The organism is Rhizobium sp. NLR8a, from assembly GCF_019685235.1.
In the GTDB taxonomy this organism is placed as follows: Bacteria; Pseudomonadota; Alphaproteobacteria; order Rhizobiales; family Rhizobiaceae; genus Rhizobium.
This window is the reverse complement of the sequence record NZ_JABDWI010000011.1, coordinates 207,124-225,134: the sequence shown is the minus strand read 5'-3', so window position 1 is coordinate 225,134 and position 18,011 is coordinate 207,124. Positions and strand designations below refer to the sequence as shown.

Here is an 18,011-nt window from a genome sequence, read left to right as displayed (position 1 = left end):
TTTTCAGAGACGCGCATCGGCGGCCATCGCCGAACGCAGCGAGAGCGGGCGAGGATCGGTCCAGATTTCGCGGATATGGGCGAGGCACTCCTCGCGCGAACCGGCAAAACCCGCGGCCTGCCAGCTCACCGGAATCCGCTTGTCCTGCGGCCAGACCGAGTAATGTCGCTCGGTGTCGATGACGACGATCCAGAGATCGTCGCGGGGCTCAAGATTGTCCATTCGAAGCTCCTGCAAAGATTGACGTCATGCGCAAATGACGGATCCCCCCTGCCGGAGTTTAGAAAATTGCTGAGAATTTTTTTCTTCGTTTACCCCTAAATCTGCCTGGGGATGGATCGTCATTCTATCAAATCGGCGCAGGAGCGGGCTTCATGCTCGCAGCATCAAAAGCCCTGCCGATCAAGGAGAACATCATGGATTTCGATGCCGCCAAGCAAAGGCGGGTTCTGCAGGCGCGCAGCTATGTCAGGCTTGCCCCCAATATCGTCCATCTCCACACCGCACACGGCAATCACGAACTCACAGTCGAAGCCGAAGCCGGCATCGCCTTGCTGACCTTCTACGAGGGAAATCCCGTGCAATCGGCGGAGCTTCTCATGGCGGCCGCCGAGGCGGTGACGGCGCAAGACCGCTCGATCAAATCGGTCGCTTTCGAAGGCCATCAGGCGAGCCTTCCCCGGCACATCGCAGGCATCGACGGACGGCTCGATTCCGCGATCCTCTGGCAATGGCCCTCCCCGTGGCTGCCGCAGATGTCCTATCCGCTGCCGCCCGTGCAGGAGATGACGGCAGGTCGCTATCATCCGCGCCGGCCGGCAAAGCCGAAGGACACGGTCTACCAGCGCTTCATCCCCTGGCTGGAGCGGGATATCAGCTTCAGGGTGGCCGATCCCGAAACCGATCTTGCGGTCTTCCATCGCTGGATGAACGACGAGCAGGTTAACACGATCTGGGAGGATGCGGGCTCGATCGACAAGCACCGGAAGATCCTGGAGGAGAGGATCGCCGATCCGCATATCCTGCCGCTGATCGGCAGTTTCGCCGATATTCCCTTCGGCTATTTCGAGGTCTACTGGGCCAAGGAAAACAGACTCGGCCCCTATTACGATGCCGACGATTACGATCGCGGATGGCATGTGGCGATCGGCGAGCCCGATTATCGCGGCAAGAAATGGATCAGCGCCTGGCTTCCCTCGCTGATGCATTTCATCTTCCTCGACGATCCCCGCACCAAGCGCATCGTCGGCGAGCCGCGCGCCAGCCACGAGCAGCAAATCCGCAATCTCGACCGCTCAGGCTTTGCCAAGGTCAAGCATTTCGATTTTCCGCACAAGCGGGCGCTTCTCGTCATGCTGACCCGCGAGCGCTTCTTCGGTGATCATCTCTGGGTGCCCGCATCATGAACGACATGAGCGAGATGAGCGGCAGCCTGCGCAAACGCCGGCTTGCCCCGGAAGATCTTGCCAGCCCGCAGCTTTTCCGGCTGCTGCTGCGCCTCGGCCTGCCAGCCATGTTCGGCCTGTCGATCAATGCCGCGCATCACACCATCAACATGGTGTTCGTCGGCATGATCGGCGAAGACCAGATCGCCGCGATCATGATCGTGCTGCCGATCCTGATGCTTGTCGCCGCCTTCGGCGAAGGCATCGGCGTCGGTGTGGCAACCGAGGTCGGCCGGGCGCTCGGCGCCGGAAACCGGTCGCGGGCGAGCACGCTTGCCTCGATCAGCCTTGCCGCCGGCATCGCCTTCGGCGTGGCAAGCGCGGTCGCCATCGTCGCATTCCCATCTTTCCTGCTGTTCGGCGCCACACCCGCCATCGAGCCGCTTGCGCAGCATTATCTCCTCATCATCGCAGTCTCGATCCCGCTGACGATGGGGCAGATCATTCTCGACTTCCTGGCGATCGCCGAGGGCAATGCCCGCTTCAGCATGTGGACGCTGGTTGCCTGCTTCGCGCTGAACATCATCCTCGACCCGATCATGATCTTCGGCTTCGGCCTCGGCCTGCAGGGGGTGGCAATGGCAACCATCCTCTCCCAACTCGTGGCGCTCTCCATCTACGGCGCCTATCACGCGAGACGGCTCGGCACGATCCGACTGACATTCGGTAGGCGGTTCGGCGATCTCAGGCATCTCAGGCCGGTGCTTGCCGTGGGCGCGCCGACGACGCTGACGAGCCTTGCGACGGCCGGCGCAATCGCCGCGATGCTGTCGGTGGCCGGCATCTATCATGGCGAGGACGGCATTGCCGGAGTCGGGATCGCCCTGCGGCTGCTTGCGGTCGGCGCACTTCCCGTCATCGGTATTTCGCTCGGCGCGCAGGCCATCCTGAGTTTTGCCTGGGGCCGCGGGGATATATCACGGGTGCTCTCGTCAGCCCGGATGCTGACCGCCGTCACGAGCGCGGTCGGCGGCGTCTACGGACTGGCGGCGATCATCTTTTCCGAACACCTCGCCTCATTCTTCACCGACGATGCGCCCGTGGTGTCGATCGCAGGCCAGGCGATCGTCGCGGCCCACCTGCCCTTCCTGCTGTTTGGCATCCGGCAGACCGTGCTGATCCTCTTCCAGGCGCAGGGCAGGCCGAAAGCCGCCCTTGCCCTCGGCCTGGCGCAGAACGGATATCTTCTCTTTCCGCTGCTTGCTCTCCTGCCGCCCTTCTTCGGTTTTTCGGGTCTGCTCGCAGCCATGTTTCTGGCCTCGGCGCTCACGGGCCTGCTGTCATGCTTCTGCCTGGCAAGGTCGATCGGCGCACTCCGGCAGCGCTCGGCCGAACCTCTGAGCGCTATCCGTCCCCCTCCCAGCTTTTGTCCATGAAAGGATCATCATGAACCAGTCCTTCAGCCCGCGCGACCTTGGCGCCCATGCGGCCGCCGACGATCTCTTCACCCCCGTCGATCCGGCCGCCTTCAACGCCGTATCGCCGCCAATCTTCCAGACCTCGCTCTTCACCTATGACAGCTACGAGGCGATGGAGGATGTCTTCGCCGGCCGGGCGCGCAACTTCATCTATTCGCGCGGCGACAATCCTACCGTCCGCGAATTCGAGCTCTTGGTCGCCCGCCTCGAAGGCGCGGAGGATGGGCGCGCCTTTTCCAGCGGAACGGCCGCCATCACCGCGACTATTCTGAGCCTCGTGGAAGCGGGCGACCGGGTCGTTGCCGTCCGCCACCTCTATAATGACGTCTATCGCCTTCTCGTGAAGCTGCTCGGAAGGCTCGGCGTCACAGTGGATTTCGTCGATCCTTCCGACCATGACGAGGTGCGCAAGGCGCTGCCGGGCGCCAAGCTGCTCTATCTCGAAAACCCCTCCTCCTTCGTCTTCGAGCTTCAGGACATCGTGGCGCTGTCTGCCATGGCGAAGGAGGCTGGAGTCACCACGATCATCGACAACTCCTGGGCAACGCCGCTCTTCCAGAAGCCGATCCAGCACGGCGTCGATATCGTCATTCACGCCGCCTCGAAATATCTCGGCGGCCACAGCGATACGGTTGCCGGCGTCGTCGTCGGCACGAAGGAGGCGATCGCCAGGATCAACTCGGCCTCCTATCCCTATGTCGGCGCAAAACTCTCGCCCTTCGAGGCATGGCTCCTGCTGCGCGGCATGCGCACGCTGCGCGTCCGTCTCAAGGAGCATGAGCGCAGCGGGCTTCTGCTCGCCGACCGGCTGAAACAGCATCCCGACATTGCCGACGTTCGCCACCCGGCCTTTCAGGACCATCCCGGCCGGGCGACGCTGTCGGGTTATGCCGGGCTCTTCGCCTTCGACCTCACGCCCGACATCGATGTCGGGCGCTTCGTCAACGCGCTTCGCGAGATCCGTCTCGGCGTCAGCTGGGGAGGACCGGAAACGCTCGTGGTCCCCGCCAAGGTCGCGCTGCAAATCCCCGACCGGATGACCACATTCATCCGGTTCGGCGTGAGCGAGCAGACGGTTCGCTTCGCCGTTGGACTGGAAGAACCGGAACTGCTGTGGAGCGATTTGCAGCAGGCGCTGCACGCCGCACGGCGGTAGTATCCCGGCGAGGTTCATGATCGGGGCGGGCGGGTTCAGTGATCGCCGAATGGCAATGCTGCTCCGCCGCCTTGATCATGAAATTGACAAGCGTCCTCGAGACGCCGAGTTCGGCCGCGATATCCTTCTGCGGCACGCCGTTCAGGCGGTGGCGGATGAAGGCGTCGTTGGTGCGCTTCGGCAGCGCCTCGAGCGAAGCAAGCACGTCACGCAGGGTCTCTGCGGCAACGAGCTGGTCGAGCACGGTGGGGATCGGTGCGGTGATTTCCTGCACCTGGTCTATCGACCTATAGTTGTTCAACTGCTGGCGTCGGCGACGGCTCTCGTCCAGGGCGAGGTTATAGACCATCCGGAATGCGTAACCGATTGGGCAACGAATGCCTTCGACGTTCACTCCGTAAGCTTTGATGACGCCATCCTGAAATATATCCTCGGAATATGACTTTGATTTAACAACACTTTCTATCGTTTTCAGGAGTTTATCCTTGTTTTCGATCATCGCATTGACAACCGCATTTCCGTTCACATCACGATGCGATGATCGCATTACCCTGTACCCTTTTTACAAATGGAAAATCAGGCTCTGTGGTTGCTGGTCGGTTCGGTCGCGGTGTTCCTTTTTGAGCAAATGCACACGATGTGATTGCAGTGTCTAATTTAAGATGATAACGCGAGTCAAGTTTAAATCGATCGGCCGGAGACGAGAAAAAAATGGGACGAACAGTTGAGATCCTGACGGGCAAGGCGGAGCTCTGCCGGTCGATCATGGGAGCCTTGCCCGATTGGTTTTCCGAACCCGAGGTCATCGAAGCAAGCGCAGAGGCGGTCGAAGATCTGCCGGTGTTCGGCTATATCGAGGCGGATGTCGTCACCGCCATGATCGCGCTGAAGCCGCACCTGCCAGGCGCAGTCGAGATCGCGCTGATCGCGACGCGGCCGGAATATCGCGGCCGCGGCGGCGGACGACATCTTGTCGATGCGGCCGAACGCTTCGCCCATCAATCGGGCGCCCGGCTGCTGACCGTCAAGACGCTCGCGCCGCGCGGCCGCAACGAGCCGCAATTCGAGGCGACGCGCCGCTTCTATGACCGGAACGGCTTCGTCAGGGCGGAGGTGTTTGACAAGCTCTGGCACGAGGACCATCCGTGCCTCTTCATGGTCAAGCCGCTCGTCGGAAATCAGCCGAGCGAGACCGCGCTTTGAAACGACGGGACTTTCTTCTGGGCGCGCTGGCAATGACGAGCGCGCCCGACACGGCGCGCGCCGGCGACGGCGGCGTCGTGTCGCTCGATTACGGACTGGCATCGACGATGCTGGCGCTCGGCAGCGTGCCGCGTGCGATCGCCTCGCTCAGGAACTGGTCGGAATGGGTCGTCGAGCCGGCCATGCCGCAAGGCGTCGTCGATATCGGCACAACGTCCGAGATCAATCTCGAAGTCCTTACCAGCCTCCGGCCATCGCTCATCCTCAGCACGCCCTTCCTGGCAGCGCTGGATGAAAAACTCTCCCGCATCGCACCGGTCGCGACCTTCACCGTCTATGCCGCGAACGGCGATGCGCTCGACCGTTCCTACGCCGAGACGCGACGTCTCGGCGCCATGATCGGGCGAAAGAGGCAGGCGGAGGCGTTTCTCGCCCGCGCCGATGCTACATTCGAGCGGTTGCGCGAGACGGCGAAGAGCCTGTCCGCGCCTCCTGTGGCGGTCATCAACTTTATCGACCAGAGGCATGCGCGCATCTATGGCGGCCCCGGGCTCTATGGCGGCGCCATGAGACGCATCGGCGTTGAGAACGCCTGGAAGGGAGAGGCCAGCTACTGGGGATTTCAGACGATCGGCCTGGAGCAGCTCGCCGAACTCGGTGACGACGTGCACCTCGTCGTCGTGTCGCCGCTGTTTCCACCCGATGTCCTGACCCGGCTTTCCGAAAGCCCGCTCTGGACAGGCCTTCCCTTCGTCCAGCGCCAGCGAATCTCGGTCGTTCCAGGCGTCCTGATGTTTGGAATGGTCCAGGAGGCGCTGCGCTTTTCGACCCTGATGGTCGATGTTCTGGAGACTGCCGCCTGATGAAGCCTCAATATTCCCGCTTCGGCGCGCCGGCACTTGCGACGCTATTGCTGTTTTCAGGCCTCAGCCTCGCCGCCCTCGATCTCCTGCCGGCGCTGCCGCATCTCGAGACGACAGGCGGTTACGACGCCCAGCACCTGTTGCTTCTCTATTCCACGCTGCCTCGCATGGCGACGGCACTGATCACGGGAGCCGCCCTTGCACTTTCGGGAACGATTCTGCAGCAGGTGCTGCGCAATCCGCTGGCCTCGCCGACGACACTCGGCGTCTCGGCCGGCGCCAATCTGGCGCTGGTATCCGTCATGCTCGCCTTTCCCTCACTGGCGGGATGGGGCCGCGACGCGGTCGCGCTCGGCGGAAGTGCGGCTGCTGCCCTCGCGATCTTTTCGATCAGCGCCCGGCACGGCTTCTCGCCCTTTTCCCTCATCCTGTCGGGCATGATCATCGGCCTCTGGTGCGGAGCGGCGGCGGCCATCCTCATTCTGATGAACGATCAATATCTCTCGGGGATCTTCATCTGGGGCGCCGGCTCGCTCTCGCAGCAAAGCTGGGCGATCCCGCTATCGCTGCTGCCGAAAGTGGCGCTGCTCGCCGCCCTTGCCCTTCTCGCTACCCGGCCGCTGGCGCTGAGCCAGCTCGGCGATGCCGGCGCGACCAGCCTCGGCCTGCGGATCAAATGGGCGCGGGGCTTCGTCCTGGCGATCGCGATTGCGCTGAGCGCCCTCGTCACCAGCGCCGTCGGCGTCATCGGCTTCGTCGGGTTGGCCGCCCCGCAGATCGTCCGGATGGCCGGTGCAAGGCGCATCCTCAGCCAATTGATCTGGTCGCCGGTCGCAGGCGCCGGCCTTCTCCTCATGACGGACGAGACCATCAAGCTTCTGGCTCCCGGTGATTTCGTGCCGACGGGCGCGGTGACGGCACTGCTCGGCGGGCCGATCCTGATCGCTCTGCTCCCACGCCTCGCCACCGCCTCGCGCGCACTGCCCGGCATCGCCTCGCCACGGCTCGCGGTCGGCAGCAAAGGGGCTCCCCTTGTCCTGCTGTTGGCCTCGATCGTCGCATTGGCGATCGCCGCGATCTTCTTCGGCCGGGCACCCGACGGAGACTGGGCCTGGCTGCCGGCCGCCTCATGGGACGACATCCTTCCCCTTCGCCTGCCGCGCGTCGCCGCGGCATTCGGCGCCGGAACGGTGCTCGGCGTGACCGGCCTCATTCTGCAGCGGCTGACCGGAAACGAAATGGCAAGTCCCGAGGTGCTCGGCGTATCGGCCGGAGCGACCCTCGGCGTCGCCGCCGCCCTCTTCGCCGTTTCTGCGCCGGGGCTGACGGTCCAGCTTGCCTTTGCCGGCGGCGGAGCGCTCGCCGTGCTTTTGCTGATCTTCCTCCTGAGCGCCGGTTCCGGCTTCGGCCCGAACCGCGTTCTGCTCGCCGGCATCGCCTTCGGCGCAATGCTCGATGCCGGGATCGGCGTCCTTGCCGCGAGCGGCGATCCCCGCGGCCTCGCGCTCATCCGCTGGATGGCGGGCTCGACCTATTTCGTCGACAATGCGGCTGCCGCAAGCGCCCTGTCGATTGCGCCGGCCTGCCTCGTCGCCGCCTTTCTCGCCAGCCGGTGGCTTGCGCTGCTGCAACTCGGGCCGGAAGCGGCGAGCGAACTCGGCCTCAGGATCGTCCCCACGCGCGCGGCCCTGTTCGGGCTCTCTGCGATCATGACGGCAGCCGCGACGCTGGTCGTCGGCCCCTTGAGCTTCGTCGGGCTGATGGCGCCGCACCTCGCCCACGGCCTCGGCTTTCGCCGCCCCTCGGTCCAGCTCCTCGCCTCCGCCCTCATCGGCGCGACCCTGCTCGTCATCGCCGACTGGGCCGGCCGAATGATCGCCTTCCCCTATCAGGTGCCGGCCGGCTTGATCTCGGCCCTGGTCGGGGCGCCGATGCTGCTGATCGTGCTGCGCCGGCGGCCTTGAGAAGCCGCATTCATCCCGCCAATGCTTCGGCGTCGGCCCCTGCAGGGATGCGCAATGGAGAGGAAGGATCGGTCGCAGCGCGCCATACAGCCTCGACGACGTCGACGGGCTGTGTCAGGGCGGTCACCGAGTGTTGCTCCCATGATGCGAACACCTCTGCGACGACCGACGAATAGGCGTGCGGGAAGCCGCCCTGTTGTTGAATCCGTGCGCGCGCCGTATCGCCGAACCGAGTCTCCGGCGCGCGCCCCGGAAGCACGATCCTCACACGCACATTGAAAGCCTCAAGCTCGAGCGCGACAGATTCGGTGAACGCGTTCACCGCGGCTTTGCTCGCCGTATAGACCGAGAGGAGCGGAAGCGGCTTGAGCGTCACGCTTGACGTGACGTTGACGATAACGCCTTCCTGGCGCTCCCGCATCTGCGGCAGAATCGCCTGGGTCATCGCGATCGTTCCAAGGGTGTTCGTCTCGAAAATTTCGCGGGCGATCTCGATCTGCGTTCCCTCAAGCGCGTTGAGCAAACCGATGCCGGCATTGTTTACCAGCACATCCACAGGCCCGGCGGCCTCAACCGCAGCACGGATGCTTTCAGGGCTTGTGACATCGAGCGCAATGATCGTGAGTTGGTCCGAAGGCGGCAGAAGGTCTTGGCGAGGCGTTCGCATGGTGGCGATCACCTTCCAGCCCTGCGCAAGAAAGAACCTGGCAATTTCCAGCCCGAACCCCGACGAGCATCCGGTAACAAGAACGGTCTTCATATTTTTGTCTCCTATCCATCTGCCAGCAACAGATGTAGACGGCGAACGCGGCACTTACTATCATGCATCGTCCTTGTTTCATTATCAGGAGTATCAATGAGCGACCCGCTGGCCGATATGGTCACGCTGCTGCAGCCAGCGGCGCGCCATTCAAAGCTCGTCAGCGGCGCAGGGACGTGGCGCGTCGAGCGCCAGGAGACGGGTCAGCCTTTCTATTGCGTCGTGCTGGAAGGTTCTTCAAGGTTGAGCGCGGAGGACGAGCAAGTCACACTCCTAGAAGGCGACTTCATCCTGATCCCGGCCGCCCATGCCTTCACGATGTCGAGCCTGGACGACGGATTATCGCCCGGCATTGATCCCTTTACCGTCACGATGCTTCCTGAAGAAACCCGTCACGGCGATCCCGAAGGGGCTGTGAATGCACGCTTGCTTGTCGGCCACTTCGCCTTCGGCTCGCCGGATGCAGCGTTGCTGGTTTCCCTGCTGCCGCGGATCATCCACATCCGCGGCGACAGCAGACTGTCGGCGATCGTCCAGCTCGTCACCGACGAAGCCCGCGCCGAGCGGCCGGGAAAGAACATGATCCTGGCGCGCCTGTTGGAAGTCTTGCTTGTCGAGGCGCTGCGTTCGAATTTCGGGGAGAAGGCGCCGCTTGGAATTCTGCGGGGCCTGAGCGATACACGCCTCGCCCTGGCTATCCGTCGGCTGCATGAAGATCCATCCAGGGAATGGACGGTGGAACAGCTCGCCGGCGAGGCGGCCCTGTCGCGGTCGGCGTTTTTCAATCGCTTCCGTCGCACTGTGGGCATGGCGCCAATGGAATATCTCATATCGTGGCGCATGGCGCTCGCCAGAAATCTGCTGAGGCAGGAGGATATCGGAATTCAGGAGATCGCCGAGCGCGTCGGCTATGGCTCCGCGAGCGCGTTCAGCACGGCATTCACGCGCTTTGTCGGGTTGCCGCCGTCACGATATGCCGAGCAGGCAAAGACCATGTCAAATGCCGCCGCATAATTCTAATCGGCCTCAATGCCGCCCGTCCGGCAGCGGGCAGGCCTCGCCGCAGCCGCCGACGCCAGGCAGGTTATAGCGCAGGCAGCAGACCTTGCGGCGAGCGAATTCCAGACCGCATTGCTGCCGCGCCATGCGGATCATGCCGAACATTGGATTGCGACCGCCGCCCGGCCACTCGGCATCGTTCAGCAGCGCCAGGCCGCCTTCGACGAGGGCAGGCTCGTGGCGGTGAGCGATCTCTTTCAGGATCCAGGAAAGATAGGCCGCGAGATTGTTCCAGAGAAGCTTCGGCGCCACGCCGGCAATGGCGGCAATCGCCGCAATGACCGGTTCGGCATGGCCGAGCATCAGTCGGTGAAGCTCGCCGGCCGGATCGGTCGTCGGCTCTGGCCTGCCCGACATCACGAACGCTTCCGGCTCGCCTGTCTGTTCGTTGCAGACGAGAGAGAGCCGGTCGATTTCCATCGGCAGCGCGATGCGGTTGACGAACATATGGACGCTAGGCGCGATCGTCAGCATGCTGAAATAATAGAGCGTCCACATGGAGACAATCGCGCGGCGGTCGCTGCCCGGAAACTTCTGGCCATAGCGGGCGATGATCCCGTCAAAGACGTCGCGGTCGCCGAGATCCCTGCAGGAAACCACCAAACCAGCCGGCGGCGGAGAGGCGAGCAGCTTGCCGCGGCAATAGGCGAACGGGCCATCGCCCACCAGGCCGTCGAGGTCGATGGCCTGGCGGCCGACAGGGCGATCGCCGATCGAAGGGCGCGAGGCCGCCCCGTTCGTCTCTAACGTCATGGTGCTACCACCGATACTTCAGGGTGCCGGTCATGTTGCGACCCTGGCCGAGGTAGCAGAAGCCCTCGTTGCAGACGGTGTCGCGCTCGTCGGCGATGTTGCGGATGGCAAAGGCCGCCGTCAGGCCTTCGTATTTCTTGTCGGCCGCGCCGAAATCATAAGCGGCGGAGGCGTCGATGTAGAAGCTCGCAGGATTCTTCGACGTATTGGCCGTATCCGTCCAATTTTCGCTGACGTAACGGACACCCGCGCCGACTGACAGACCATGGAATGGATTGGTTTCCTGGAACGTATAGTTGGCCCAGAGGCTTGCCTCATGCGAGGGCGTCAGGGCAGGCGTATTGCCCTCGTTTTCACCGCCTCCCGTCACTTCCGACTGGTTGTAAGTGTAGGCCGCAATGAGATCCCAGCCGTCGGCTACCGCCGCGCGGGCTTCGAGTTCGATGCCTTTTCCGGTTACTTCACCGATCGAGCCATAGGCAAACATCACCGGATCCACCAGCACCGGCTTGTTCTTTTCGACAATATGATAGGCAACGGCCGACAAGAGGATATCGGAGCCGGGCGGCTGGTACTTCACACCGAGCTCGTACTGTTCACCCTCTGTCGGCGCCAGTATCTTGCCTGAGGTCGACCGGTTGGTCACCGGATCGAATGAGGTTGCATAGGAGACGAAGGGAGCAATGCCGTTGTCGAACAGATAGAGTGCACCGGCTTGCCAGGAGAAGGCGCTCTTGTCGACCTCCTCCGAGCTGATCGAAGGCAGGGTCGCATCGCGCGTCTGGTTCACCCATGTTTGCCGGCCGCCGAGATTGAAGCGCCAGTTTCCAGCCTCGATCTGGTCCAGGGCATAAATGCCGACCTGCCGCATGTCGGCCTTGGACGCTAAGATACTATAGTCCGGCGTATCGCCTGAGACTCCATAGGTCGGGTTGGCGATATCGAAGTCGAATGCCGGATCGGCTGCTCCAGCGCCATAGCCAAAGCTCGATTTGAGATTGGTATAGTCCAGCCCGAACAGCATCGTGTGAGCAAGCGGGCCGGTATCGAACTTCGCCTCGAGCTGATTGTCGAGCTGGAAAACGTTCATCTCGTCCCGGATCGCATTCGTGCCACGATGTGCAACGGTCCCTGTCCAACCGGTAACACCGAGGTAGCGAGCCCTGAGATCGAGATGCGAATAACGCAGGTTCTGCCGGAAGGTCAGGCCATTGTCGAATTCATGCTCAAATTGATAGCCGATCTGCTGCTGCTTGACCTTCTGGTAGTCGTAGTCGGGGTCGCTCGCCCTGAGTTCATGAATCTTACCGTCCAGGGTCGTGATCGCGCCGACGTTGGAGTCGGTCTCGTCGGATTGCACAAGGCCGTAAACCGTGAAGGTCGTGCCCTCGTCGGGCTTCCAGGTAAAGGACGGCGCCAGGAAATAGCGGTCGTCGGCAATATCGAAATTGGTATCGCCACGCCGGGCGAGGCCGACGATGCGATAGAGGAAATCGTCGTTGCCTTCGCTGATCGGCCCGCCGAAATCGAACATCCCTTGCACCCGGTCCTTGGTGCCGTAGGTAATACCGACTTCGCGGATCGGCTCCTCGGTCGGAAGCTTCGAGATCTTGTTGACGAGACCGCCCGGTGATCCAGCACCATAGAGAACGGAAACCGGCCCCTTGATCACCTCGACGCGCTGCAGTTGATAGGGATCGGTTCGGAACATGCCGTAATTGATATAGGGCTGGCGCAGGCTGTCACGAAAGTCTCCGACCGTCGTGACGTTGAAGCCGCGAATGTAGATCTGGTCGAAACGCGGATCGAAGCCATTCGGTCCGGTCGTCACGCCGGCCGTATAACGCACCGCCTCGATGATCGACTGGGCGCCGCGCTGCTCGATTTCCTTCTCGGTGGTGACCGAGATCGAACGCGGCGTCTCGACGAGCGGCGTGCTGATCTTGGTCGCACCCGCGCTGTTCTTGGCGGTGACGGATGTTCGGTCGGTCTTGCTATCAGAGGCTGCACCCTGGATGACGATGGGCTCCAGTGTCGTCGCGGTGTCCCCTGCGGAGGTGCTCTGAGCGGAAGCCGGCGATGCTGCAATGCCGATCAGGACGACCGCAGTCGTCGCAAAAAGGCTCTCTCTGTAAATTCGCGATACATTATTAGAAACGTTCAAAAAAACACGCGCCATAACCTGGTCCCTACGTCACGGATGCGGGCGGAACCTATGAAGCGAAGTGGAGCTTGTCAACATAAGATGAGTTTTTTTATCACCTTTTATTCGATGATCTGTCCGTGACTGTCATTCGCGAAGAGGTTGCACGTAGCATCGTCACTGGAACGCTCGAAGGGCACACCTGCGATGCGGGCTCCGGCCGCTCCTCCTGTCCGTTCCCGAACCCGTACCCAGACTGCATAACCTTATCCCAGCCGGAGTAACGACCGAAGCAATACAGCTTCAGAAGTCCCCAATTCCCTACCGTTCTTGATAGGAAGAGAAGTTTCCTATTGAGGCAAACAAAAAATCTGGTTTACTGCACTTCGCTTGTTGGCTTTCAGGGGGAGTTTAGCCGATGGTGTGGACCCGCAGGAGTATTATGCTCGGTGGATTGGCGTTGCTGGGGACCGGCGCCGCCAGCAAACCGGCAGCCGCCGCGGCAGCTTCTTATTTCGGCGGCGCAGCCGTCGACAACGGCGTGACATTTCGCAGCACCAATTTCGCAAAAATCGACAAGCGCTGGCATCGCCAGGTCGTCAAATATTTCAGCAGCGAGCCGATCGGCACCGTTGTCGTCGATACAAGGCACCATTTTCTCTACCTGATCATGGAGAACAAGACCGCCATCCGTTATGGCGTCGGGGTCGGCCGCGAAGGCTTCAAATGGTTTGGCCGCGCCACCATCGACGCCAAATCGCTCTGGCCGCGCTGGACGCCGCCGCCGGAGATGCGCAAGCGCCATCCCGAACTGCCGGAATTCGTCTCGGGTGGCTCACCGAAGAACCCGCTTGGGCCCCGCGCCATGTATCTGCATCGCGACGGCGTCGACACCGGCTATCGGTTCCACGGCACGCTGGAGCCATGGAGCATCGGCAAGGACGCCTCCAGCGGCTGTATCCGCATGTTCAACGAAGACGCCATCGATCTTTATCAGCGCTGCCCCATTGGCACCGCTGTACAGGTTCTGCCGCATATTGCCGACCAGGCTGAGGGCGCCACCCAGGTTAGCGAAACAACTCCGGTCGAATGAGGAATATCACCCCTATGTCTGCGATGATCGGATACACCAAGCGCCTCGCTGGCGCAGCCATGCTCTTGGCGCTCGCCGCCTGCTCCACCACCGAGGTCGCCTCCCTGGAAGAACCGGCGGCGGCGCCGATGACCGGGCAGACCAACGACCCCGCCCCCGGCTTCGAGAATGTCGCGCAGGGCAGCGAGGAGGATTTCATTCTTAGTGTCGGCCGACGGATCTACTTCAAGCAGGACTCCGCCGCGCTCGATGCCGTCGCCATGGCCACCCTGGATAATCAGGCGGCCTGGCTCAACAAGAACCCGACCTGGCTGCTCAAGCTTCAGGGATTCGCCGACGATTCCGGTTCCGCCTCCAAAATGCAGACGCTCTCGCAGAAACGTGCCGATGCGGCGATGGCCTATCTGACCTCGAAGGGTGTGGACCCCAAGCGCATGTGGGCCAAGGGCTACGGCAACGACCGCGAAGTCCGCGACTGCACAGAGCGCTCCTGCAAGGTGCAGAACCGGCGCGTGGTCACCAATCTGCGCACTCAGCCTGATGCGGTCTGATTGCGCCCACAGGAGGGACCGAACAAAGGCAGGCTTGGTCCGCAAGGGGTTGCGGCAAGAGAATTCGAGGGGATCATTCGTGCACAAGGGCCGGCCCCACGGCGCCGGCCCCAGTTGATGTGAATCCCTGTTCAGGATCGCGCTTCAGAAACCGCGTCCGCGCTGCGGAGCTTGCTTAACGACTTCGAAAACAGAGCCTTAGCCGCATTTTTCGCGCTGCTTCCGCGACGTTTCCTGATCTCCACGATAAACGGCTTTATCCGGGACTTCATGGAGAGGCTCTCCTTAAGCCACCTGACGCTCGGCTTCAATCTGAAGAGGCGCCTGCTGAAAGGAGCCGTCTCCGATGGCGATCTTGCGCGGTTTCATGGCTTCGGGCACTTCACGCTTCAGCGCAATCGAGAGAATACCATTCGTCAGCGAGGCATTCTCGACCCTGACGTGATCGGCGAGCTCGAAGCGGCGTTCAAATGCGCGCCCGGCGATGCCGCGATGGAGATATTCGCCGTCCTTGCCGTCGGCTTTTTGCCCCTTCACGAGAAGGACGTTCCGCTCCTGGGTGATGTCGAGGTCGCCTTCGGCGAAGCCGGCCACTGCCATCTGAATGCGATAGTCGTCTTCGCCCGTCTTGACGATGTCATAGGGCGGCCAGGCCTCGATTGCCTGCAGGCGCTGCGCATTGTTCAGGAGATTGAAGACACGGTCGAAGCCGATGCTGGACCGGTAAAGGGGGGCGAAATCAAGTTCGTTTCTCATAGCCATATCCTCCGTAAAGCAACATGGGTTGGAGACGCGTTGGAAACCTGCGTCTCCGCTCTGATCATCGGCCCGCTTTTGCGCTGCCGACGACGATGATCTGGTTTCGCACGATTTTCGATTCAAGAGGAGAATCTAAAAATTTTCAGTCTGCTTTATCCGGTAATCCGGAGCACCTCTTGACACTGTTTTCATTCAACTCAACGATAGGCGCCTGGCCGTTCGATATCGGAATCATGAGGTCGAAGGCGGCAGCACGTAGCCGGCTGGCGACGGCAGGTCGATCACGGATCTTGCGTCCGCGGCATTCGCCGCCAGGACCAGCTGATAATCACCCGGTTCGGCTCGGAAGGCGCCGGCCTCGATATCGAAATAGGCCAGATCGCGTGGCACGATTTTCATGACGGCTGTGCCTGTTTCGCCGGGTTGCAGCGAGAGCTTTGCGAAGGCGCGCAGTTCCTTGTCCGGACGTTCCACTTTGGCTAACGGTGAGCGTACGTAGAGCTGGACCAGTTCCGAACCTGGCCGGTCGCCTGTATTGGTGACGTCAATGCTGACGGTGATGCCGTCCGGTCCCATTTCACGCACCGAAAGCCGCGGCTCGCCCCAGCGGAAACTCGTATAGCCGAGGCCGAAGCCGAAGGGGAAGAGCGGTTCGACCGCGCTGATATCGTGATGGCGGTAGCCGACGAAGACGCCTTCGGCATAGTGCACATGCCCGTCCTTGCCGGGATAGACGGCAGGATCGCCCGTGATGGCGGAATTGTCGGTCAGCGCCTTGGGGAAGGTCTGCGGCAGGCGGCCGCCCGGCTCGGCATCGCCGAACAGAATGTCGGCGACGGCATTGCCGAGTTCCTGGCCGGGATACCACATCTGCAGCACGGCGCCGACCTTGCCGAGCCAGGGCATCTCGATGGGACCGCCGGTCTGGAGCACGACGACGGTGTTGGCGTTGGCGGCAGCGACCTTCTCGATCAGTTCCTCCTGCCGGCCAGGCAGCCGCATGTCGGGCAGATCAAGTCCTTCCGTGTCCCACTCGCCGTCGCGGCCGACGAAGAGCAGCGCCACGTCGGCATTACGGGCGGTTTCGACGGCGGCCTCGATATCGGCCTCGCCGAGCGGCTTTTCGACGCCGAAACGGACGGCGATGAGGTTGATCCCCTCCTCGCTCGCCGTGGACGGCTCATATTCGACGGTGATTTCGTACAGCCGGCCCGCTTCCAGGCTCACCCCACAGCGCTGCTCGTCATTGGCGGTGCCGAAATAATTCTCGCCGCGCGTCCAGCCCCCATGGCCATCGACCGTGAGCTCACCATCGACGAAGAGCCGCGCCAGCCCGGCATTGGTCATGCCGAAGACATGTTCACCGCTCTCCTCCGGCGCGTATTGCATCACCATCCGGGCCGAGAAATCGGCGGGATCGAGTTCGCCCGACGGCAGCTCGAACCAGAAGAACTCGCCCTTGTCGACGGTCTCGACATGAAGGGGATTGCCCTTGCAGCCGCGCCCCTTGAAATATTCGACGGTGATCTTCCCTTTGAACACGTCGATCAGCCGGTTGTGGCGGCAGCCGACCGCATGGCTGATGCTGTTGGCGTTGGAAAGGGCGGCGCGAATGCCTTCGAGCGGGCTCACCGTATAATGCGCTGCGATCTGCGCGCTGCCGCCGCCCATGACACGGGCGGTGGCCGCATTCGGCCCAATGACGGCGATCCGGTCGAGCGAGGTCTTGGCAAGCGGCAGCATGCCGTCATTCTTGAGGAGTACCGCGCCTTCGGCACCGAGACGCCGGATCAGCGCCCGATCCTCGGGCAGGTCGATCGCCCGCTCCGTAAGATCGGGTTTGCTCTTAAATGCGCCGACCCGCTCGAGCAGCAGCAACATGCGCCGTGCTGCCGCACGCACCGTCGCCGATTCCACCTTGCCCTCACGCACGGCCGCAACCAATTTCTCGCCGCGGTCGCGCGCCGGACCCGGCATTTCGAGATCGAGGCCAGCATTGATCGTCTCAGCCGTCGAATGTGAGCCGAACCAGTCGGACATGACGATGCCGTCGAAGCCCCATTCCTCGCGCAACACCTTGGTCAGCAGCCAATGATGCTCACTCGTATAAGTGCCGTTAAGGCGGTTATAGGAGGACATGACAGCCATGACGCCCGCGCGGCGCACCGCCTGCTCGAAGGGCGGGAGATAGATTTCGCGCAGCGTCCGCTCGTCGATATCGGACGACATAGTCTGACGCTCGATCTCGGATTCGTTGCCGGCGAAGTGTTTTATGGTCGCCGCGATCCCCTCGCCCTGCACGCCCTCGATATAGGCGACGGCGAGTTCCGATGTCAGCATCGGATCTTCGGAATAACATTCGAAATTGCGGCCGTTGAGGCCGGAGCGATGGATATTCACCGTCGGTGCGAGCACCACGGCTGCTCCCTTGCTCTTGGCCTGGCGCGCAAGGGCAACGCCCATCTGCTTGACGAGATCGGGATTCCAGCTGGCGCCGAGCGCGATTGCGACGGGAAAGCAGGTCGCCTTGACGCCGGCGACCAGCGAACCCGCGCCGCGGGCGCCGTTCGGCCCATCCGTCACCTTGATCTTCGGCACGCCGAGCCGCTCGACGGGAACGGTCGTCCAGAAATCGGCGCCTGACAGCAAAGAGACCTGCTCTTCGAGCGTCATCCTGTCGAGAATGGAATCGATCATGCAAACCTCCTCAAAAGACCGCGAGCATCGCGCCTATTAAACCTACCGATTACTCGGTATTTTTAAGATGTCAATCCGACGGGCCTAATGTAAGGAGAAAGCAGACGAGATATCGGCCGGAGCATTGTGGACCGTCGCATCGCCGCT

At 62.2% G+C, this 18,011-nt stretch carries 16 protein-coding genes; 9 read left to right on the top strand and 7 right to left on the bottom strand.

Going from position 1 to position 18,011, the window contains the following annotated elements:
* Window positions 1–3: 3 nt before the first annotated feature.
* Window positions 4–222 (bottom strand): MbtH family NRPS accessory protein, encoded by a 219-nt coding sequence (locus HJC04_RS22210; RefSeq protein WP_221147124.1) that lies wholly within the window; start codon window positions 220–222, stop codon window positions 4–6.
* A gap of 194 nt (window positions 223–416) precedes the next feature.
* Between HJC04_RS22210 and HJC04_RS22205 the strand changes: the two genes are divergently transcribed.
* The 3 genes from HJC04_RS22205 to HJC04_RS22195 are packed head-to-tail and all read left to right on the top strand — an operon-like array spanning window position 417 to window position 4,019.
* A complete protein-coding gene (locus HJC04_RS22205) occupies window positions 417–1,406 on the top strand; it encodes a GNAT family N-acetyltransferase (protein WP_210632190.1) in 990 nt (329 codons plus the stop codon).
* Entirely contained in the window at window positions 1,403–2,821 is a 1,419-nt protein-coding gene (locus HJC04_RS22200; protein ID WP_210632132.1) for an MATE family efflux transporter, read from the top strand. The genes HJC04_RS22205 and HJC04_RS22200 overlap by 4 nt, the downstream gene beginning before the upstream one ends.
* A gap of 10 nt (window positions 2,822–2,831) precedes the next feature.
* Window positions 2,832–4,019 carry a PLP-dependent transferase gene (locus tag HJC04_RS22195; RefSeq protein ID WP_210632131.1) on the top strand — a complete coding sequence of 396 codons (1,188 nt, stop codon included), beginning with the start codon at window positions 2,832–2,834 and terminating at the stop codon, window positions 4,017–4,019.
* Here the strand turns inward: HJC04_RS22195 and HJC04_RS22190 are convergent.
* Complete coding sequence (locus tag HJC04_RS22190) at window positions 3,910–4,566, bottom strand: sigma-70 family RNA polymerase sigma factor (RefSeq protein ID WP_221147121.1); 657 nt, start codon at window positions 4,564–4,566, stop codon at window positions 3,910–3,912. The genes HJC04_RS22195 and HJC04_RS22190 overlap by 110 nt on opposite strands.
* A 164-nt stretch (window positions 4,567–4,730) precedes the next feature.
* Between HJC04_RS22190 and HJC04_RS22185 the strand changes: the two genes are divergently transcribed.
* From HJC04_RS22185 to fhuB, 3 genes are read left to right on the top strand one after another with little or no spacing between them, the layout of a single operon-like run.
* Window positions 4,731–5,222: a GNAT family N-acetyltransferase gene (locus tag HJC04_RS22185; RefSeq protein ID WP_221147120.1), complete on the top strand. Its 492-nt coding sequence runs from the start codon at window positions 4,731–4,733 to the stop codon at window positions 5,220–5,222.
* A gap of 32 nt (window positions 5,223–5,254) precedes the next feature.
* Window positions 5,255–6,085, top strand: coding sequence for an iron-siderophore ABC transporter substrate-binding protein (locus HJC04_RS22180; RefSeq protein ID WP_221147119.1), 831 nt, complete (start codon window positions 5,255–5,257; stop codon window positions 6,083–6,085).
* Complete coding sequence (fhuB, locus tag HJC04_RS22175) at window positions 6,085–8,049, top strand: Fe(3+)-hydroxamate ABC transporter permease FhuB (protein WP_221147115.1); 1,965 nt, start codon at window positions 6,085–6,087, stop codon at window positions 8,047–8,049. Before HJC04_RS22180 ends, fhuB begins: the two co-directional genes overlap by 1 nt.
* A gap of 10 nt (window positions 8,050–8,059) precedes the next feature.
* Here fhuB and HJC04_RS22170 read toward each other — a convergent pair whose 3' ends face one another.
* Window positions 8,060–8,809, bottom strand: coding sequence for an SDR family oxidoreductase (locus HJC04_RS22170; protein ID WP_221147114.1), 750 nt, complete (start codon window positions 8,807–8,809; stop codon window positions 8,060–8,062).
* 96 nt (window positions 8,810–8,905) lie between these two features.
* Here HJC04_RS22170 and HJC04_RS22165 point away from each other — a divergent pair, with 96 nt between their 5' ends.
* On the top strand, window positions 8,906–9,823 hold the full coding sequence (locus HJC04_RS22165; protein WP_210632126.1) for an AraC family transcriptional regulator: 918 nt from the start codon (window positions 8,906–8,908) through the stop codon (window positions 9,821–9,823).
* 12 nt (window positions 9,824–9,835) lie between these two features.
* On the opposite strand, the gene fhuF is transcribed toward HJC04_RS22165, so the two are convergent.
* Both fhuF and HJC04_RS22155 read right to left on the bottom strand, forming a co-directional pair.
* Window positions 9,836–10,621, bottom strand: coding sequence for a siderophore-iron reductase FhuF (gene fhuF, locus HJC04_RS22160; RefSeq protein WP_210632125.1), 786 nt, complete (start codon window positions 10,619–10,621; stop codon window positions 9,836–9,838).
* A gap of 4 nt (window positions 10,622–10,625) precedes the next feature.
* Complete coding sequence (locus HJC04_RS22155; RefSeq protein WP_221147113.1) at window positions 10,626–12,800, bottom strand: TonB-dependent siderophore receptor; 2,175 nt, start codon at window positions 12,798–12,800, stop codon at window positions 10,626–10,628.
* 382 nt (window positions 12,801–13,182) lie between these two features.
* Here HJC04_RS22155 and HJC04_RS22150 point away from each other — a divergent pair, with 382 nt between their 5' ends.
* Both HJC04_RS22150 and HJC04_RS22145 read left to right on the top strand, forming a co-directional pair.
* Entirely contained in the window at window positions 13,183–13,857 is a 675-nt protein-coding gene (locus HJC04_RS22150) for a L,D-transpeptidase (protein WP_210632123.1), read from the top strand.
* 14 nt (window positions 13,858–13,871) lie between these two features.
* Window positions 13,872–14,408 (top strand): OmpA family protein, encoded by a 537-nt coding sequence (locus HJC04_RS22145; RefSeq protein ID WP_210632122.1) that lies wholly within the window; start codon window positions 13,872–13,874, stop codon window positions 14,406–14,408.
* A gap of 285 nt (window positions 14,409–14,693) precedes the next feature.
* On the opposite strand, the gene HJC04_RS22140 is transcribed toward HJC04_RS22145, so the two are convergent.
* Window positions 14,694–15,164: an Hsp20 family protein gene (locus HJC04_RS22140; protein ID WP_210632121.1), complete on the bottom strand. Its 471-nt coding sequence runs from the start codon at window positions 15,162–15,164 to the stop codon at window positions 14,694–14,696.
* Window positions 15,165–15,398: 234 nt separating this feature from the next.
* Window positions 15,399–17,864 (bottom strand): beta-glucosidase, encoded by a 2,466-nt coding sequence (locus tag HJC04_RS22135; RefSeq protein ID WP_221147110.1) that lies wholly within the window; start codon window positions 17,862–17,864, stop codon window positions 15,399–15,401.
* Window positions 17,865–18,011 lie beyond the last annotated feature (147 nt).

What these genes read in the sequence shown, in the direction of transcription:
- HJC04_RS22135 (WP_221147110.1), bottom strand. Translation starts at nt 17,864, where the DNA reads ATGATCGATTCCATTCTCGACAGGATGACGCTCGAAGAGCAGGTCTCT.
- HJC04_RS22165 (WP_210632126.1), top strand. Translation starts at nt 8,906, where the DNA reads ATGAGCGACCCGCTGGCCGATATGGTCACGCTGCTGCAGCCAGCGGCG.
- HJC04_RS22190 (WP_221147121.1), bottom strand. Translation starts at nt 4,566, where the DNA reads ATGCGATCATCGCATCGTGATGTGAACGGAAATGCGGTTGTCAATGCG.
- HJC04_RS22180 (WP_221147119.1), top strand. Translation starts at nt 5,255, where the DNA reads ATGACGAGCGCGCCCGACACGGCGCGCGCCGGCGACGGCGGCGTCGTG.
- HJC04_RS22145 (WP_210632122.1), top strand. Translation starts at nt 13,872, where the DNA reads ATGTCTGCGATGATCGGATACACCAAGCGCCTCGCTGGCGCAGCCATG.
- HJC04_RS22185 (WP_221147120.1), top strand. Translation starts at nt 4,731, where the DNA reads ATGGGACGAACAGTTGAGATCCTGACGGGCAAGGCGGAGCTCTGCCGG.
- HJC04_RS22150 (WP_210632123.1), top strand. Translation starts at nt 13,183, where the DNA reads ATGGTGTGGACCCGCAGGAGTATTATGCTCGGTGGATTGGCGTTGCTG.
- fhuB (WP_221147115.1), top strand. Translation starts at nt 6,085, where the DNA reads ATGAAGCCTCAATATTCCCGCTTCGGCGCGCCGGCACTTGCGACGCTA.
- HJC04_RS22205 (WP_210632190.1), top strand. Translation starts at nt 417, where the DNA reads ATGGATTTCGATGCCGCCAAGCAAAGGCGGGTTCTGCAGGCGCGCAGC.
- HJC04_RS22170 (WP_221147114.1), bottom strand. Translation starts at nt 8,809, where the DNA reads ATGAAGACCGTTCTTGTTACCGGATGCTCGTCGGGGTTCGGGCTGGAA.
- fhuF (WP_210632125.1), bottom strand. Translation starts at nt 10,621, where the DNA reads ATGACGTTAGAGACGAACGGGGCGGCCTCGCGCCCTTCGATCGGCGAT.
- HJC04_RS22140 (WP_210632121.1), bottom strand. Translation starts at nt 15,164, where the DNA reads ATGAGAAACGAACTTGATTTCGCCCCCCTTTACCGGTCCAGCATCGGC.
- HJC04_RS22210 (WP_221147124.1), bottom strand. Translation starts at nt 222, where the DNA reads ATGGACAATCTTGAGCCCCGCGACGATCTCTGGATCGTCGTCATCGAC.
- HJC04_RS22155 (WP_221147113.1), bottom strand. Translation starts at nt 12,800, where the DNA reads ATGGCGCGTGTTTTTTTGAACGTTTCTAATAATGTATCGCGAATTTAC.
- HJC04_RS22200 (WP_210632132.1), top strand. Translation starts at nt 1,403, where the DNA reads ATGAACGACATGAGCGAGATGAGCGGCAGCCTGCGCAAACGCCGGCTT.
- HJC04_RS22195 (WP_210632131.1), top strand. Translation starts at nt 2,832, where the DNA reads ATGAACCAGTCCTTCAGCCCGCGCGACCTTGGCGCCCATGCGGCCGCC.